This window comes from Enterobacter sp. C4G1 (assembly GCF_052886895.1).
In genome coordinates this window covers 1,305,583-1,321,976 of sequence record NZ_JBQVVV010000002.1, presented here as the reverse complement: position 1 = coordinate 1,321,976, position 16,394 = coordinate 1,305,583, and the positions used below count along the sequence as shown (strand labels likewise).

General features: G+C 51.1%; 15 protein-coding genes. 6 read left to right on the top strand and 9 right to left on the bottom strand.

The features are described 5' to 3' along the window. Positions 1 to 33: 33 nt before the first annotated feature. From wbaP to ugd, 5 genes are all read left to right on the top strand, one after another. Entirely contained in the window at positions 34 to 1,470 is a 1,437-nt protein-coding gene (gene wbaP, locus ACT9TW_RS20310) for an undecaprenyl-phosphate galactose phosphotransferase WbaP (RefSeq protein WP_446493514.1), read from the top strand. A 157-nt stretch (positions 1,471 to 1,627) separates the two neighbouring features. Then, on the top strand, positions 1,628 to 2,692 hold the full coding sequence (gene rfbB, locus ACT9TW_RS20305) for a dTDP-glucose 4,6-dehydratase (protein ID WP_446493513.1): 1,065 nt from the start codon (positions 1,628 to 1,630) through the stop codon (positions 2,690 to 2,692). A 15-nt stretch (positions 2,693 to 2,707) separates the two neighbouring features. Further along, positions 2,708 to 3,574: a glucose-1-phosphate thymidylyltransferase RfbA gene (gene rfbA / locus ACT9TW_RS20300; RefSeq protein WP_446493512.1), complete on the top strand. Its 867-nt coding sequence runs from the start codon at positions 2,708 to 2,710 to the stop codon at positions 3,572 to 3,574. Positions 3,575 to 3,725: 151 nt separating this feature from the next. Continuing rightward, entirely contained in the window at positions 3,726 to 5,132 is a 1,407-nt protein-coding gene (gene gndA, locus ACT9TW_RS20295) for an NADP-dependent phosphogluconate dehydrogenase (RefSeq protein WP_446493511.1), read from the top strand. Between the two features lie 251 nt (positions 5,133 to 5,383). After that, the gene (ugd, locus tag ACT9TW_RS20290) at positions 5,384 to 6,550 is read left to right on the top strand and encodes a UDP-glucose 6-dehydrogenase (protein WP_182061662.1); all 1,167 of its coding nucleotides are present in this window, start codon (positions 5,384 to 5,386) and stop codon (positions 6,548 to 6,550) included. 70 nt (positions 6,551 to 6,620) lie between these two features. On the opposite strand, the gene ACT9TW_RS20285 is transcribed toward ugd, so the two are convergent. Both ACT9TW_RS20285 and ACT9TW_RS20280 read right to left on the bottom strand, forming a co-directional pair. Beyond that, positions 6,621 to 7,984, bottom strand: a protein-coding gene (locus ACT9TW_RS20285; protein ID WP_446491829.1) for an IS3 family transposase whose coding sequence is annotated in 2 segments (ribosomal slippage) — positions 6,621 to 7,507 and positions 7,507 to 7,984 — 1,365 coding nt in all. Because the reading frame shifts where the segments join, the coding sequence is not laid out codon by codon here. A gap of 72 nt (positions 7,985 to 8,056) precedes the next feature. Then, positions 8,057 to 9,061 (bottom strand): NAD-dependent epimerase, encoded by a 1,005-nt coding sequence (locus tag ACT9TW_RS20280; RefSeq protein ID WP_182061661.1) that lies wholly within the window; start codon positions 9,059 to 9,061, stop codon positions 8,057 to 8,059. Positions 9,062 to 9,254: 193 nt separating this feature from the next. Between ACT9TW_RS20280 and wzzB the strand changes: the two genes are divergently transcribed. Further along, positions 9,255 to 10,235 carry an LPS O-antigen chain length determinant protein WzzB gene (gene wzzB / locus ACT9TW_RS20275; RefSeq protein ID WP_446493510.1) on the top strand — a complete coding sequence of 327 codons (981 nt, stop codon included), beginning with the start codon at positions 9,255 to 9,257 and terminating at the stop codon, positions 10,233 to 10,235. Between the two features lie 40 nt (positions 10,236 to 10,275). Here wzzB and hisIE read toward each other — a convergent pair whose 3' ends face one another. Genes hisIE through hisD form a run of 7 tightly spaced genes read right to left on the bottom strand, consistent with a single transcriptional unit; the run spans position 10,276 to position 16,392 of the window. Then, positions 10,276 to 10,887 (bottom strand): bifunctional phosphoribosyl-AMP cyclohydrolase/phosphoribosyl-ATP diphosphatase HisIE, encoded by a 612-nt coding sequence (gene hisIE, locus ACT9TW_RS20270; protein ID WP_182061659.1) that lies wholly within the window; start codon positions 10,885 to 10,887, stop codon positions 10,276 to 10,278. Next, on the bottom strand, positions 10,881 to 11,657 hold the full coding sequence (gene hisF / locus ACT9TW_RS20265; RefSeq protein WP_182061658.1) for an imidazole glycerol phosphate synthase subunit HisF: 777 nt from the start codon (positions 11,655 to 11,657) through the stop codon (positions 10,881 to 10,883). The genes hisIE and hisF overlap by 7 nt, the downstream gene beginning before the upstream one ends. Beyond that, positions 11,639 to 12,376 carry a 1-(5-phosphoribosyl)-5-[(5-phosphoribosylamino)methylideneamino]imidazole-4-carboxamide isomerase gene (gene hisA / locus ACT9TW_RS20260; protein ID WP_446493509.1) on the bottom strand — a complete coding sequence of 246 codons (738 nt, stop codon included), beginning with the start codon at positions 12,374 to 12,376 and terminating at the stop codon, positions 11,639 to 11,641. The genes hisF and hisA overlap by 19 nt, the downstream gene beginning before the upstream one ends. Beyond that, positions 12,376 to 12,966, bottom strand: a complete 591-nt coding sequence (hisH, locus tag ACT9TW_RS20255; RefSeq protein ID WP_182061656.1) for an imidazole glycerol phosphate synthase subunit HisH — start codon at positions 12,964 to 12,966, stop codon at positions 12,376 to 12,378. The genes hisA and hisH overlap by 1 nt, the downstream gene beginning before the upstream one ends. Continuing rightward, the gene (hisB, locus tag ACT9TW_RS20250; RefSeq protein WP_446493508.1) at positions 12,966 to 14,033 is read right to left on the bottom strand and encodes a bifunctional histidinol-phosphatase/imidazoleglycerol-phosphate dehydratase HisB; all 1,068 of its coding nucleotides are present in this window, start codon (positions 14,031 to 14,033) and stop codon (positions 12,966 to 12,968) included. Before hisB ends, hisH begins: the two co-directional genes overlap by 1 nt. Further along, on the bottom strand, positions 14,030 to 15,091 hold the full coding sequence (gene hisC / locus ACT9TW_RS20245; protein WP_446493507.1) for a histidinol-phosphate transaminase: 1,062 nt from the start codon (positions 15,089 to 15,091) through the stop codon (positions 14,030 to 14,032). The genes hisB and hisC overlap by 4 nt, the downstream gene beginning before the upstream one ends. After that, the gene (gene hisD, locus ACT9TW_RS20240) at positions 15,088 to 16,392 is read right to left on the bottom strand and encodes a histidinol dehydrogenase (protein ID WP_446493506.1); all 1,305 of its coding nucleotides are present in this window, start codon (positions 16,390 to 16,392) and stop codon (positions 15,088 to 15,090) included. Before hisD ends, hisC begins: the two co-directional genes overlap by 4 nt. Positions 16,393 to 16,394 lie beyond the last annotated feature (2 nt).

Genomic DNA, 16,394 nt, shown 5'->3' with positions numbered 1-16,394 from the left:
ATAAATCGAGTGATTTATGCCAGGGAATGAATAATGAAAAGTAGCGTATTTAAAGATCAAAAGAGAGAGTTTATCTGTCGGGTCGCGTTAATGGCGTCCGATTTTTTCTGGCTTAATATTTCTTTAGGTCTGTCTTTTTTAACTATCATGTTTTTTATTGGCGATTTAAATACTTTTATGCCAATTCGTCAGATTGATGTCCGACTGCTGTCGCATTTTATTCTGACTGCATTATGTGTCTTTTGGTTTGGTGTTCGTTTGCGTCATTATGCGCAGAAAAAACCCTTTTGGTCTGAGTTAAAAGAAACACTGCGTACCATTGTCATTTTTTCAGTATTTGACCTGGCGCTGGTTGCGTTCTCCAAGTGGCACTTCTCGCGCTATATCTGGGCCTATTGCTGGATGTATGCCATCATTATGGTGCCGGTATCCCGTGAAATAACCAAAGTTCTGTTGAATAAACTGGGCTACTGGAAAAAACGTACTGTAATACTAGGGGCAGGGCGTAATGCCCGGGAAGCCTATTATGCCTTGCAAAGCCATGAAGTCTCTGGTTTCAAAATTGATGCGTTTTGCGATTTTGATGCAACGGCAGATATGATGGAAGAGTGTCCAGTCATTAAAGATGAAGCCACTCTTCTTACGCAGTACAATGCGTTTTCGACCCAGTTCGTTGTCGCTTGCGATTTTGATGAAAAAGATAAATTTGAAAGCTGGTTACGCTTCTTAGCCAAACATAAATGCCGTAACGTTATTATCATTCCTTCGCTGCGAGGATTCCCACTTTACGGTACCAGTATGTCCTTCATCTTTAGCCATGAAGTATTGCTGTTGCAGGTTCATAATAACCTCTCGAAAGCGACCTCGCGTTTTATCAAACGAACCTTCGATATTGTCTGTACGTTAGGTATTCTACTTGTCTCATCACCACTGTTTGTCTACCTCTGGTACAAGGTCTCTCGTGATGGTGGCCCGGCTATCTACGCGCACAGCAGAATAGGGCGTCGGGGTGAGAAATTTGATTGCTACAAGTTCCGCTCAATGGATATCAACTCTAAAGAGATCCTCGAAAAGCTGCTTGAAAGCGACGCTGAAGCCCGGGCCGAGTGGGAAAAAGATTTCAAACTTAAGAATGACCCGCGCATTACGGCTATCGGCCGCTTTATTCGTAAAACGAGCCTCGATGAGTTACCGCAGCTATTTAACGTGCTTAAAGGCGAGATGAGCCTGGTTGGCCCGCGTCCGGTTATTCATGAAGAGCTGGAACGTTATGCTGATGACGTTGATTACTACCTGATGGTGAAGCCGGGAATGACTGGGTTATGGCAGGTGAGTGGGCGTAATGATGTTGATTACACCACCCGCGTGTACTTCGACTCCTGGTACGTTAAAAACTGGTCGTTGTGGAATGATATCGTCATCTTATTCAAAACCGTAAATGTGGTTCTGTTCAGAAAAGGTGCTTATTAATTTTCAGCGTAATCCACCGTTGAGAACGGCTGATATTGATATCAGCCTGTCATCGTGCACCTTTTGAAGGGAGACGTTATGGCATGGCAAGAAACCCCGGGTTTCTTGCGTTTGCTCCTGAGTCTCCTTTTATTAACTGACTGAAAGTGAATGAAATATGAAAATACTCGTAACAGGTGGCGCAGGATTTATTGGGTCCGCCGTTGTTCGTCATATTATTAACAATACTCAGGATACGGTTTGTGTCGTAGATTGCTTAACCTACGCTGGCAACCTTGAATCCCTGGCATCCGTAGAAAATAATCCTCGTTATTCATTTTCGCGTACGGACATCACAGATGCTAAAGGTATTGGCACACTTTTCAGCGAGTTCCAGCCTGATATCGTCATGCATTTGGCCGCAGAAAGTCATGTCGATCGCTCTATTGATGGCCCGGCTGCTTTTATCCAGACCAACGTGATCGGCACCTTTACGCTGCTTGAAGCGGCGCGTAGCCATTACGCGTCACTGGACGGTAAACAGAAAGACACTTTCCGTTTCCACCATATTTCCACCGATGAAGTATTTGGCGATCTGCACGATGCTGAAGGCCTGTTCACTGAGCAAACGGCTTATGCGCCGAGCAGTCCTTATTCCGCATCAAAAGCAGGAAGCGACCATTTAGTACGTGCATGGAATCGTACTTATGGCTTGCCGGTGGTGATCACCAACTGTTCCAATAACTATGGCCCGTATCATTTCCCTGAAAAACTGATCCCCCTGATCATCCTCAATGCGCTGGCGGGTAAACCTCTACCGGTTTATGGCAATGGTGAACAGGTCCGTGACTGGTTATATGTCGAGGATCATGCCCGCGCACTTTACAAAGTTGCGACGGAAGGCAAAGAGGGGGAGACATACTGTATTGGTGGTCACAACGAGCGCAAAAACATCGACGTGGTGAAAACCATCTGCGCAATTCTCGATAAGATTATTGATAAAAAGCCCGCGAACATCCTCAGTTTCGCAGAGCTGATAACCTTTGTAGCCGACCGTCCTGGACATGATCTTCGCTACGCCATTGATGCCAGCAAAATTAAGCACGATCTCGGATGGGTGCCGCTGGAAACGTTCGAAAGTGGCATAGAGAAAACGATCAACTGGTATCTGACCCACGAAGGATGGTGGAAGCGGGTGCTCGATGGCTCTTATGCTGGCGAGCGTCTTGGACTGAGCAAATAATCGAGGTATAGCGCGATGAAAGGAATTGTATTAGCGGGTGGGTCAGGGACCCGTCTGTATCCAATCACACAAGGTGTGTCGAAACAGTTGCTACCGATTTACGACAAACCGATGATTTTCTATCCCGTGTCAGTCCTGATGCTGGCCGGGATCCGCGATATTTTAATCATCACCACGCCAGAAGATATGCCCGCTTTTCAGCGTTTAATGAAAGACGGCTCCCAGTTCGGCGTGAATTTCACCTATGCAGTGCAACCTTCGCCAGACGGCCTTGCTCAGGCGTTTATCATCGGTGAGAAGTTTGTTGGCAACGACACGTGTGCTCTGGTGCTGGGGGACAACATCTTCTTTGGCCACGGTTTCAGTAAGAAACTGGAAGATGCAGCCAGCAAAACCAAAGGGGCCACGGTATTTGGGTATCAGGTTCAGGATCCTGAACGTTTTGGCGTGGTGGAGTTTGATGAGCATTACAAAGCCATCTCCATTGAAGAAAAACCGCTGAAACCAAAATCGAACTGGGCTGTGACGGGTCTCTATTTCTACGATAATAACGTGTTAGATATGGCGAAAGAGGTGAAACCTTCTCCCCGGGGTGAGCTGGAAATCACGACCCTGAATCAGATGTATCTCGAACGCGGAGAGCTGGAAGTTGGGCTTCTCGGTCGTGGCTTCGCATGGCTCGACACCGGGAATCACGATAGCCTTATTGAAGCCTCCCAGTACATTCACACCATCGAAAAGCGCCAGGGAATGAAGGTGGCTTGTCTTGAAGAAATTGCATTTCGCAAGAAATGGCTGACGGCAGATGACATCGCTGTTCAGGCTGAAAAACTCAAGAAGACGTCATATGGTCAATATCTGGCAATGTTGATTAAAGAGTAACACCTACCTGCTCACTTATTTGCCCCATTTTCTTCTGTTGATAGCGTTAGCGCACCAAAGGCTATCCATAAGTAACAGGCTTGAGTTAACATCATAGACACATTCAAACTGCATCGCACCGCAGTGATTATCCCCAAGACAGGAGTATGTAATGTCCAAGCAACAGATCGGCGTTGTCGGTATGGCAGTGATGGGGCGCAACCTGGCGCTCAACATCGAAAGCCGTGGTTATACCGTGTCCGTTTTCAACCGCTCCCGTGAAAAAACCGAAGAAGTGATTGCTGAAAACCCAGGCAAGAAACTGGTTCCGTTCTACACGGTTCAGGAGTTTGTTGAATCGCTGGAAACGCCTCGTCGTATCCTGTTAATGGTTAAAGCGGGCGCTGGCACAGACGCAGCCATCGATTCCCTGAAGCCATATCTGGAAAAGGGCGACATCATTATTGATGGCGGTAACACCTTCTTCCAGGACACCATTCGTCGTAATCGTGAACTGTCTGCTGAAGGCTTTAACTTCATCGGTACCGGTGTTTCCGGTGGTGAAGAAGGCGCGCTGAAAGGCCCATCTATCATGCCTGGCGGTCAGAAAGAAGCTTACGAACTGGTTGCCCCAATCCTGACCAAAATCGCAGCTATCGCTGAAGATGGTGAGCCATGCGTGACCTATATCGGTCCGGACGGTGCGGGTCACTATGTGAAGATGGTGCACAACGGTATCGAATACGGCGATATGCAGCTGATTGCAGAAGCATATTCCCTGCTGAAAGGCGGCCTGAACCTGTCTAACGAAGAACTTGCTCAGACCTTCACCGACTGGAACAAAGGTGAGCTGAACAGCTACCTGATCGACATCACCAAAGATATCTTCACCAAGAAAGATGAAGAAGGTAAATACCTGGTTGATGTGATTCTGGATGAAGCTGCGAACAAAGGCACCGGTAAATGGACCAGCCAGAGCTCTCTGGATCTGGGCGAACCACTGTCTCTGATCACCGAATCTGTATTTGCACGCTACATCTCTTCTCTGAAAGAGCAGCGCGTTGCGGCTTCTAAAGTACTGTCTGGCCCGCAGGCTAAACCAGCAGGCGAGAAAGCGGAGTTCGTCGAGAAAGTTCGTCGTGCACTGTACCTGGGTAAAATCGTCTCCTACGCGCAAGGTTTCTCTCAGCTGCGCGCAGCTTCTGACGAGAACAACTGGGATCTGAACTACGGCGAAATCGCGAAGATCTTCCGTGCTGGCTGCATCATTCGTGCGCAGTTCCTGCAAAAAATCACCGATGCCTACGCTGAAAATACCGGTATCGCAAACCTGCTGCTGGCACCGTACTTCAAGAAAATTTCTGACGAATACCAGCAGGCACTGCGTGACGTAGTCGCTTATGCAGTACAAAACGGTATTCCGGTTCCAACCTTCTCTGCCGCTGTGGCGTACTACGACAGCTACCGTGCTGCCGTTCTGCCTGCCAACCTGATTCAGGCACAGCGTGACTACTTCGGTGCGCATACTTACAAACGTACTGACAAAGAAGGTGTGTTCCACACCGAATGGCTGGATTAATCTGATTTAAACCAGTCTGATAGCCAGGCCCGGTGAAATCCACCGGGCTTTTTTTATCGCTCCGCCCCCTTGTTGACTTGCTTCGTGCAACAAGGCTCTCTCAACGCAGAATAAACCTCTGTATTATCTCACTCCTGTAGCAAGGCATTCGCCTTGACAGCTGATAAACATAAGAGGTAAAAACCTCAACAGTTGTTTATTGCGGTGGTGCGAACGCGCTTCCTGACACTCATACTTGAAGAAGTTGAACGATGAAAATAACAATCTCCGGAACAGGCTATGTTGGTCTTTCAAACGGTATTCTGATTGCGCAGAATCACGAAGTGGTCGCGCTGGATATCGTGCAGGCCAAAGTGGATATGCTTAATCAGAAAGTCTCCCCGATTGTTGATAAGGAGATCCAGGATTATCTTTCCAATAAACCTCTGAATTTCCGCGCAACGACGGATAAAGAAGACGCATACCGCAACGCGGACTACGTCATCATCGCTACGCCAACCGATTACGATCCGAAAACCAACTACTTCAACACCTCCAGCGTCGAAGCGGTGATTAAGGACGTTACGGCGATCAACCCGAATGCGGTGATGATTATCAAATCGACCATTCCTGTAGGCTTCACCAAATCCATCAAGGAAAAGCTGGGTATTGATAATGTCTTCTTCTCGCCAGAGTTCCTGCGTGAGGGAAGGGCGTTATACGATAACCTGCATCCGTCCCGTATTGTGATTGGCGAGCGTTCTGAGCGTGCTGAGCGTTTTGCTGCGCTGCTCCAGGAAGGAGCGATTAAGAAAGATATCGCGGTACTGTTTACCGATTCCACCGAAGCCGAAGCGATTAAACTCTTCGCGAACACCTATCTGGCGATGCGCGTTGCGTACTTCAACGAGCTGGACAGCTATGCCGAAAGCCTGGGTCTGAACACCCGACAGATTATCGAAGGTGTCTGCCTGGATCCGCGCATTGGCAACCACTACAACAACCCGTCGTTTGGTTACGGCGGTTATTGCCTGCCGAAAGACACCAAACAGCTTCTGGCAAACTATCAGGCTGTGCCAAACAACCTGATCTCAGCGATTGTTGATGCTAACCGTACGCGTAAAGACTTTATCTCTGATTCCATCCTTGCGCGTCGCCCGAAAGTTGTGGGTGTGTATCGTTTGATCATGAAAAGCGGCTCTGATAACTTCCGCGCCTCTTCTATTCAGGGGATCATGAAGCGTATCAAGGCGAAGGGTGTGCAGGTTGTGATTTATGAGCCAGCGATGAAAGAAGATGAGTTCTTCCACTCCCGTGTGGTTCGTGACCTGGATGCCTTTAAGAAAGAGGCGGATGTGATCATCTCTAACCGTATGGCGGATGAGCTGGCAGATGTGGCGGATAAAGTGTATACCCGCGATCTGTTTGGCAGTGACTGATGGTTATTGCAGATAACGCGTAAAAAAATGCCCGGCACTGGACTGACCCCATAAAGTTGGACAGTTCATGTTAAGCGGCTATCAGGGCCTGGGTTCGGTATTCTACCGGACTCAGGCCTTTTAATTTCAGGCTGATCCGCTCGTTGTTATAGTAATGGATATAGTCCACTATCGCCTTCCTCAGTTCATTCAGATCGCTGAACCTGTTCAGGTAAAAACACTCCGATTTCAGTGTGCCGAAGAAGTTCTCCATCACCGCGTTATCCAGGCAGTTTCCCTTGCGCGACATGCTTTGTGTTATACCCTGCGCCTTTAACTTTGCCTGATAGCCTGCCATTCGGTATTGCCAGCCCTGATCCGTGTGCAGCAACGGTGCATCCTCCGGTCCGAGCACTGAGAACGCATCGTGCAGCATCGTATTAACCATCTCCATCACCGGCCTTTCCGACAGGCTGTAGGAGATAATCTCCCGGTTAAACAGATCGAGAACCGGCGACAGGTACAGCTTTTTACCCTGCACCGAGAACTCTGTAACATCCGTGACCCATTTTTCGTTGGCTTTCGATGCACCGAAGTTCCGGTTCAGGATATTGGGCGCAGCCTTGCCCACTTCCCCTTTCCAGGCACGATATTTCTTCACCCTTATCAGAGAGCGGAGTGACAGCGCTGCCATCAGTCGCTGCACTGTTTTATGGTTTACCAACAACCCCTGTTTTCTCAGTGAGAGCGTGATCCTGCGGTAGCCATAACGCCCTTTGTGATAGTGGTAAATCTCTCTGATTTTGTCTTTCAGACTGGCATGACTGTCCACTCGTTTCAGCGCATTCATATTGTGATACCACGTACTGCGGGACATACCTGCTGCACGCAGAAGATCACCGAGCGCATACTCCTGCCTTAGCTCACTGATTATTCCGGCTTTCTGCCGCTTTTCTCGCTTTGAACTAAGGCCTTCAGCTTTTTTAGATAGGCATTCTCTGCGCGCAGATAACGGAGTTCAGCCCGCAGTTCTTCGGGAGATAACTTTTCCAGTGCAGCATCGGTAAGTGGCGGTGTTTTTTTGGGTTTTGTCATGTCCTTGCTCCGACCTGGTTTTATGCTCAGAAGTCCTTTCTCACCTGCGTCTTTGTAAACATTCACCCAGTGCCTGACAACGGTTTCAGTTGAGATATTAAACCGTGCGGCAGCTTCACGCATCGAAAGTTCTTCACTGAGAACAGCCTGGACAACAGTTATCCGGAACGCCGGAGAATGGCGGTCATTTTTCCAGGTAATGCCATCAATACCGTGGAGTTGCCAGGCTCTTACCCAGCGTCGCACTGATGTTCTCTCAACACCAAAGCGTTCAGCTGTTCGATGTGTTCCATCTTTTCCGGCAAGGTAGTGATTAACTACAGCTAATCTGGTTTCGAGGGAAAATTTTGGCTTTGCCATAAAAAACTGCACCTTACTCAGTTGGGTGTCCAACTTTTGGGGTGCAGTCCACACTGCCGGGCATTGTTGTTTTTAGACGTTGTAGAAATTGCGATACCAGTCCACAAAATTCTTAACCCCTTCTTTTACCGAGGTTTGTGGCTTAAAGCCAACCACATCCTGAAGGGGTTTGGTGTCTGCGCTGGTTTCCAGCACATCACCTGGCTGTACAGGCATCATGTTCTTTTTCGCTTCGGAGCCCAGGGCTTCTTCGAGTGCGGTGATGTAATCCATCAGCTCAACAGGCGCGCTGTTGCCGATGTTGTAAATATGGTACGGCGCGGAACTTGACGCAGGAGAACCCGTTTCAACAGTCCACTCCGGATTTGGCTGTGGGATGACGTCCTGAAGGCGAATGATACCTTCGACGATATCGTCGATATAGGTAAAGTCGCGCTTCATCTTGCCGTAGTTATACACATCGATACTGTTACCTTCGAGCATCGCTTTGGTAAACTTAAACAGCGCCATGTCCGGGCGACCCCACGGGCCGTAAACGGTAAAGAAGCGCAGCCCGGTGGTTGGCAGACCGTAAAGATGCGAATAGGTGTGCGCCATCAGCTCATTTGCTTTCTTGGTGGCCGCGTACAGAGAAACAGGGTGATCCACTGAATCATCGGTAGAGAATGGCATCTTGCTGTTCAGACCATACACGGAGCTGGAAGACGCATAAACTAAATGCTGAACCTGGTTATGGCGGCAGCCTTCCAGAACGTTCAGGTGCCCAATCAGGTTAGATTCGGCGTATACATGAGGGTTTTCCAGCGAGTAACGCACGCCTGCCTGAGCAGCCAGGTGAATAACCCGGTCAAACTTCTCTTCAGCAAAGAGCGCAGCCATCCCTTCACGGTCGGCGAGGTCAAGTTTGCGGAACGTAAAATTCTCAGACGCCAAAAGATCCAGTCGGGCTTGCTTCAGGCTCACATCGTAGTAGCTGTTCAGGTTATCAATACCCACAACCTGATGGCCCGCCTTCAGAAGTCGTTCGCTGACGTGAAAGCCAATAAAACCAGCGGCTCCGGTGACCAAAAATTTCATACCAATCCTCTTCAGTAACAAATATCGCGATGCGCTATGCGCAAAAGATGGTGTGCATCATACCGCTAAGTGCCAGGTTAGCAAAACTTCACCAGTCAGCGGATAACTCATAGGATTCTTATAGAAAAATCGTCAGTACAGGATAAACTATACAAATAATATTTTTTTGTGCTTTTTACCTGTTAAGGATTGTATGACGCATAACAACAATAACGTGGTCAGTAGAAGCAATGACCCGGAGCAATTTGATTTACTTGATTTAGTAATGCAACTTTGGCACGGCAAAAAGACAATATTCACCTGTGTCGTTGTTGCCATCGTGCTGGCGGTTATTTACATCTTCGTCGCAAAAGAGAAATGGACCTCCACGGCGATTATCACCCAGCCAGATGCTGCCCAGGTCGCGACATACAACGGCGCGCTGAACATTCTGTATGGCAGTGCTGCGCCATCGTTATCGGATGTTCAGTCACGTGTAATCGGCCGTTTCAACGCGTCCATTTCAGCGCTTTCTCAGGCGCTTGATAACCAGCTGGTTCCTGAAAAATTATCCATTGAACCTGCGGTGAAAGGGCAGGCGCTGCCGTTGGTGATCACTTATGTCAGCAGTACGGCAGAAGGGGCGCAGAAGCAGCTGAATCAATATATTAGCCAGGTAAATGAACAGACAGCAAAAGAGCTGGGCGTTGACCTGAAAGACAACATTACACAGCAGATTTCAGCCCTGAATGACTCCCTCGAAAACCAGCAGAAAGTTGCTCAGGAACAAAAGCAGCTGCGTATTCAGCAGATCTCTGAAGCGTTAAAATTTGCGCAAGCCGCGAAGGTCGTGACACCGCAGATCCAGCAAACCCAGGATGTCACGCAGGAAACGATGTTCCTGCTGGGAAGCGAAGCGCTGCAATCGATGATTGACCACGAATCGACACGCCCACTGGTATTCTCGCCAGCGTATTACCAGACCAAACAGAACTTACTGGATATCGAGAAACTTCACGTTGATCCGTCCACTATCCATGCTTACCGTTATGTCATGCAGCCAGACCTGCCCGTGACGCGCGACAGCCCGAAAAAAGCCATTCTGCTGATTCTGGCGGTGCTGCTGGGTGGGATTATCGGTTCATGTGTGGTGTTGGTTCGTAACGCGTTACGCAGCTACACACCAAAAGCCTGATAAGCAGACAAAAAAAGACCGGGTTTCCCCGGTCTTTTTTTTATTTGTGGCGTTTACGCAGATTCTCAATAACCGCAGTTAAATCGAGATCCTGGTCTTGCAGTAGCACCAGCAGGTGATACATCAAATCCGAGGCTTCGTTAGTCAATTCTTCGCGGTCATGTACGGTCGCCGCCAGAGCCGTTTCTACCCCTTCTTCACCCACTTTCTGCGCAATACGTTTCGTACCGCTGGCGTACAGCTTCGCGGTATACGAGCTTTGCGGGTCCGCCGTTTTGCGTTCCGCTAACAGCTGTTCAAGCTGATACAGGAACAACCACTGGTGGCTAGCATCACCGAAGCAGCTGCTGGTGCCTTTATGGCAGGTCGGGCCAATTGGGTTTGCCAGGATAAGCAGGGTGTCGTTATCGCAGTCCGGCGTAATGCTGACCACGTTCAGGAAATGGCCCGAAGTTTCACCTTTGGTCCACAGGCGCTGTTTGGTGCGCGAGAAGAAAGTGACTTTACCGCTGTCGACCGTTTTAGCCAGCGCCTCCTGGTTCACATATCCCAGCATCAGGACTTCACCTGATACGGCATGTTGTACAACGACTGGCAATAATCCGTCAGTTTTTTCCCAGTCCAGCTGTGCCTGTTGTTGCTCTGTTAACATACCCTTATCTCCACGCCCTGATTTGCCAGGTACGTTTTTAACTCACCAATATTGATAATTTGTTTATGGAACACGGATGCGGCAAGCGCGCCGTCTACGGATGCATCGCGGAAGGCTTCCAGGAAGTGTTCCATGGTTCCCGCGCCACCGGAGGCAATCAGCGGCACATGGCACACCGAACGCACTTTTTTCAATTGCTCCAGGTCGTAACCGTTACGTACGCCGTCCTGGTTCATCATGTTCAGTACGATTTCGCCTGCGCCGCGTTTCTGGACTTCCTGTACCCAGTCCAGCGTCTCCCACTGGGTTACGCGGGTACGGCTTTCGTCACCGGTATACTGGTTAACGTGATACTTGCCCGTTGCGTCGTCAAACCAGGTATCGATACCCACCACAATGCACTGCACGCCAAAGCGGTCAGCCAGACGGGTGATTAACTCAGGGTCTGCCAGTGCCGGTGAGTTGATGGAGATCTTATCTGCCCCGAAGGAGAGAATTTTGGCAGCATCTTCCGAAGACTTGATACCGCCAGCCACGCAGAATGGAATATCAATCACTTCCGCCACGCGTGCAACCCAGCTTTTGTCCACAACACGTCCATCGCTGGATGCGGTGATATCGTAAAATACCAGCTCGTCAGCACCTTCATCGGCATAACGTTTTGCCAGAGGGACGATGTCACCAATGATTTCGTGGTTGCGGAACTGCACGCCTTTCACTACCTGGCCGTCACGTACGTCCAGGCAAGGGATTATCCGTTTTGCCAGCATTGAATCGCCTCCGTCACAGTAAATTTTTCTTCCAGTAAGGCGCGTCCAACAATCACGCCGCGAACACCTGTGCCGCGTAGAGCGGCGATGTCGGCCAAATCCCCAATACCGCCAGAGGACTGGAAGGCGATCTGTGGATAACGCGCGCAGACTTCGTCGTACAAAGATACATTCGAACCTGCCATCGTCCCGTCGCGTGAGATATCCGTGCAAAGGACATGTTTCAGGCCTACTGGCAGATAAATATCAACCAGCTCTTCCAGCGTCACACCGGAGTTTTCCTGCCAGCCGCTGACGGCAACCTGTTTGTTGCCCTGTTCGTCGATACGCACGTCCAGCGCCAGTACCAGCGCATCCGCACCGAAACGGCGGAACCAGCCTTTGACCATTTCGGGGTCTTTGACGGCGGTAGAGCCAACGACAACGCGCGCCACACCCGCTTCAAGCAGGGCCGCAACGTCCTCTTCTGTACGCACGCCACCACCCACCTGAACGGGCACATTCACGCCCGCGACCAGCTTTTTGAGCAGAGGGATCTGGCGTTTCGCCGGGTCCTTCGCCCCCGTGAGATCCACCAGGTGCAGCACTTCAGCGCCCTGAGCGGCGTAATCCTGCAAACGTGGCAGCGGATCATTACCATAGTCACGTTGCTGAGCGTAATCACCCTGGTGGAGCCGGACGACGGTGCCGTCAATTAAATCTAATGCGGGAATAATCATCACATCTCCAGGAAGTTTTTCAGCAACTGCGCGCCTGCGGCGCCAGAGCGTTCCGGGTGAAACTGCACGCCGTAGAAATTGTCTTTCTGAACCGCAGCGGTAAATGGCTCGCCATAGTTGCACTGGGCAATGGTGTATGGGTTGACCGGCATCGCGTAGCTGTGCACAAAGTAGAAATAGGCACCGTCTTCAATGCCGCGAAACAGCCTGTCTCCTGCTTTCGGGTACACACGGTTCCAGCCCATATGCGGCAGTGGCAGACCGTGGTCGATCATTTTCGGCACATCCTGATCGATAATACCCAGCAGGTCGACGCCGTTGTTCTCTGCACTGTGACGACCCAGAAGCTGCATCCCCAGGCAGATCCCCAGCACTGGCTGAGTACAGGCTTTAATCAGGTCAACCAGTTCACGCTCGTGGATCTGATCCATGGCTGCCTGCGCCGTTCCTACGCCGGGTAAAAAGAGTTTGTCTGCGCGTAACACCACGTCCGGATCACGGCTGACCACAGGCTCATAGCCGTGGCGCGAAATAGCCGATTTAACGGAGTTCAGGTTGGCGCATCCGGTATCCAGAATGACCACGTTCATTACAACACTCCTTTAGACGAGGGCAGGGCATCACCTTCCACACGAATTGCCTGACGCAGGGTTCGACCAAACGCTTTGAACAGACTCTCTACGCGGTGGTGGTCGTTCTTGCCTTTGGTTTTCAGGTGCAGCGTCAGACCCATGGTGTAGGAAAGTGAACGGAAGAAGTGTTCAACCATTTCAGTGCTGAGATCGCCTACGCGCTGGTATGCGAAATCTGCTTTGTACTCCAGGTGCGGGCGGCCAGAAATATCCAGCGCACAGCGCGCAAGACACTCGTCCATTGGCAGAACAAAGCCAAAACGGTTGATACCGCGCTTGTCACCCAGCGCCAGCTTGAGCGCTTCGCCCAGCGCCAGGCCAGTGTCTTCAACAGTGTGGTGATCGTCGATGTACAGATCGCCTTTTACGGCAATTTCCATGCGGAACCCACCGTGGGTGGCAATCTGATCCAGCATGTGATCGAAGAAGCCGACGCCGGTGTGGATCTTGCTGCTGCCTTCACGATCCAGCCACACCTTCACGTCGATCTGCGTCTCTTTGGTATTACGTTCAACGTGGGAGTAACGATCGCGTTTGGTCAGCTGTTCGCCAATCTGCGCCCAGTTGAGATCGCTGCGGTTATAGCGCAGGCCAGAAATACCCATGTTCTCAGCCAGCGTGATGTCGGTGGCGCGATCGCCAATGACATAGCTGTTGGCTTTATCCAGCACGGCTTCGGCCAGGTAACGCTCTACCAGTTTTACCTTCGGCTTACGGCAATCACAGTTATCTGCCGGGAGGTGCGGACAGATCAGCACCTCTTCAAATTCCACACCCTGCGAGGTCAGAATTTGCATCATCAGATTATGCGGGCCGTCAAAATCCGCCTGCGGGAAGCTGCTGGTGCCCAGACCATCCTGATTGGTGATCATCACCAGCTTAAACCCGTTTTTTTGCAGTTTGAGCAATACCGGGATCACATCAGCTTCAAAAGCCAGTTTGTCGAGACGATCGACCTGAAAATCGGTTGGTGGCTCGGCAATAATGGTGCCGTCACGATCGATGAAAAGGTACTTCTGGCTCATACTTTCTCCGCATTCAGGGCGTCAATAACGCGCTGGCTCTCTTCACGGGTCCCCACGGTAATACGCAGGCAACCGCTCAGTGAAGGTTGTTTATTTTGATCTCGTAAGATAATGCCCTGATCCCACAAGGATTTAAATACCGCACTGGAGGCGATAAACCGCACCAGGATGTAATTTGTTTCAGAGTCGAAAACCTGTTCAACGCAGGCTATCTCTCTTAGCGCATTGACCAGATACTGACGCTCATTCAGGATTTGCGCCACTCTGCCGCGCATTGCCTCAAGCCCTTGAGGTGTCAGTGCCTGAGCGGCAATATCCGCAACAGGGGTGGACAGTGGATAAGGGGCAATCACTTTCATCAGCAGGTCGATGACCTCTTTATTGGCCAGCGTAAAACCACAACGAAGGCCAGCAAGGGCAAAGGCTTTCGACAGTGTGCGCAATACGACCAGATGCGGATACTCTTCGAGCCAGCCGGCGAGGGATGCCTGCGGGCAGAATTCAATATAGGCCTCATCCGCGACAACCAGAGCTTTGCCACGGGTCATCTCCAGCAGCGTACGGATATCCTGCGGGTTGATAATCTGCCCGGTCGGGTTATTTGGGCTGCACACAAACACCACTTTCACGCCATCGAGGTTTTTCGCAATACCGTCAAGATCCAGCTGCCAGTCGTCCAGCGACAGCACGTTACGACACGCCACGCCGAAGGTTTCTGCGCTCACGCTGTACATGCCGTAGGTTGGCTGGCAGTACATAACGGCATCTTTGCCCGGCTCGCAGAAGGCGCGGATCAGCAGCTCAATGCCTTCGTCGGCGCCACGGCTGACCAGCACCTGCTCAGGTTTTACGCCAGCATAGGCGGCATAGTTCTCAATAACCGCTTTTGGCTGGCACTCCGGGTAGCGGTTCAGCGTTTGCTGAGACAGCTCAAACTTCACCGCCGTCGGGAATTCATTGGCATTCAGCCACACATCACCGTTACCGCCCAGGCGGCGCGCTGACTGATACGGAGTCAGTCGACGGACATTTTCGCGAGCTAATTCTTCGATGTTCATGCTTGCTCCTTCAGGGCTGCAACGCGCAGCGTAACGGCATTTTTGTGGGCGGTCAGACGTTCTGCGGCGGCCAGGGTTTCAATGGTGGATGCCAGTGATGCAAAACCTTCGCGGGAGAGTTCCTGCACGGTCATGCGTTTCTGGAAATCCGCCAGCCCCAGGCTGGAACAAGTAGACGTATAGCCATAAGTGGGCAGCACGTGGTTTGTCCCGGAGGCGTAATCGCCAGCTGATTCTGGTGACCAGTCACCCAGGAAGACAGAGCCCGCGCTGGTGATGCCATCAACCAGTTCACGCGCGTTGCGGGTCTGAATAATCAGGTGCTCCGGACCGTACTGGTTAGAGATGGCAATACACTGCTCAATACTGTGCGTCACAATCAGGCGGCTGGCGGACAGCGCCTGGCGGGCGGTGTCGGCACGGGGCAAATCAGCGAGCTGGCGTTCCACGGCTTCGCCTGTGCGTCTGGCCATGTCGGCGTCCGGCGTCAGCAAAATCACTTGTGAATCAGGGCCGTGTTCAGCCTGAGATAACAGGTCGGACGCCACAAAATCAGGAGTTGCGCCGCTATCGGCAATCACCAGCACTTCAGACGGGCCGGCAGGCATATCGATTGCAGCACCGTCCAGACGTTGGCTGACCTGGCGTTTGGCTTCAGTCACATACGCATTGCCAGGCCCAAAAATCTTATCGACTTGCGGGACAGATTCAGTGCCGAAAGCCAGAGCAGAAATGGCCTGCGCGCCGCCCACTTTAAAAATCTCCTGCAAGCCACAGAGCTTAGCGGCATACAGAATTTCATCGGCAATCGGCGGTGGGGAGCAGAGGACCACTTTCTGACACCCGGCAATACGCGCCGGGGTGGCCAGCATTAATACGGTTGAAAACAGAGGCGCCGAACCGCCAGGAATATAGAGCCCCACAGAGGCGACCGGGCGCGTTACCTGCTGGCAGCGCACGCCTGGCAGGGTTTCCACATCAACGATTTGCAGCTTTTGCGCGGTGTGGAAGGTATCGATGTTTTTCACCGCCACAGCCATCGCCTGCTTGATCTCATCACCCAGACGGTTGCTGGCATCGGCAATTTCTTGTTCGGTGACTTTCAGCGCGCCAACTTCGGTTTTATCGAACTTTGCGCTGTATTCGCGCAGCGCTTCATCGCCGCGGGATTTAACGTTGTTGAGGATCTCCGCCACGGTGCGAGTAATGCTCTCTGAGGCGGAAATCGCCGGGCGCATCAGCAGTTCACGCTGTTGCTCTTCGGTACACGTATTCCAGTCGATGATTGTGTTAAAGCTCATGG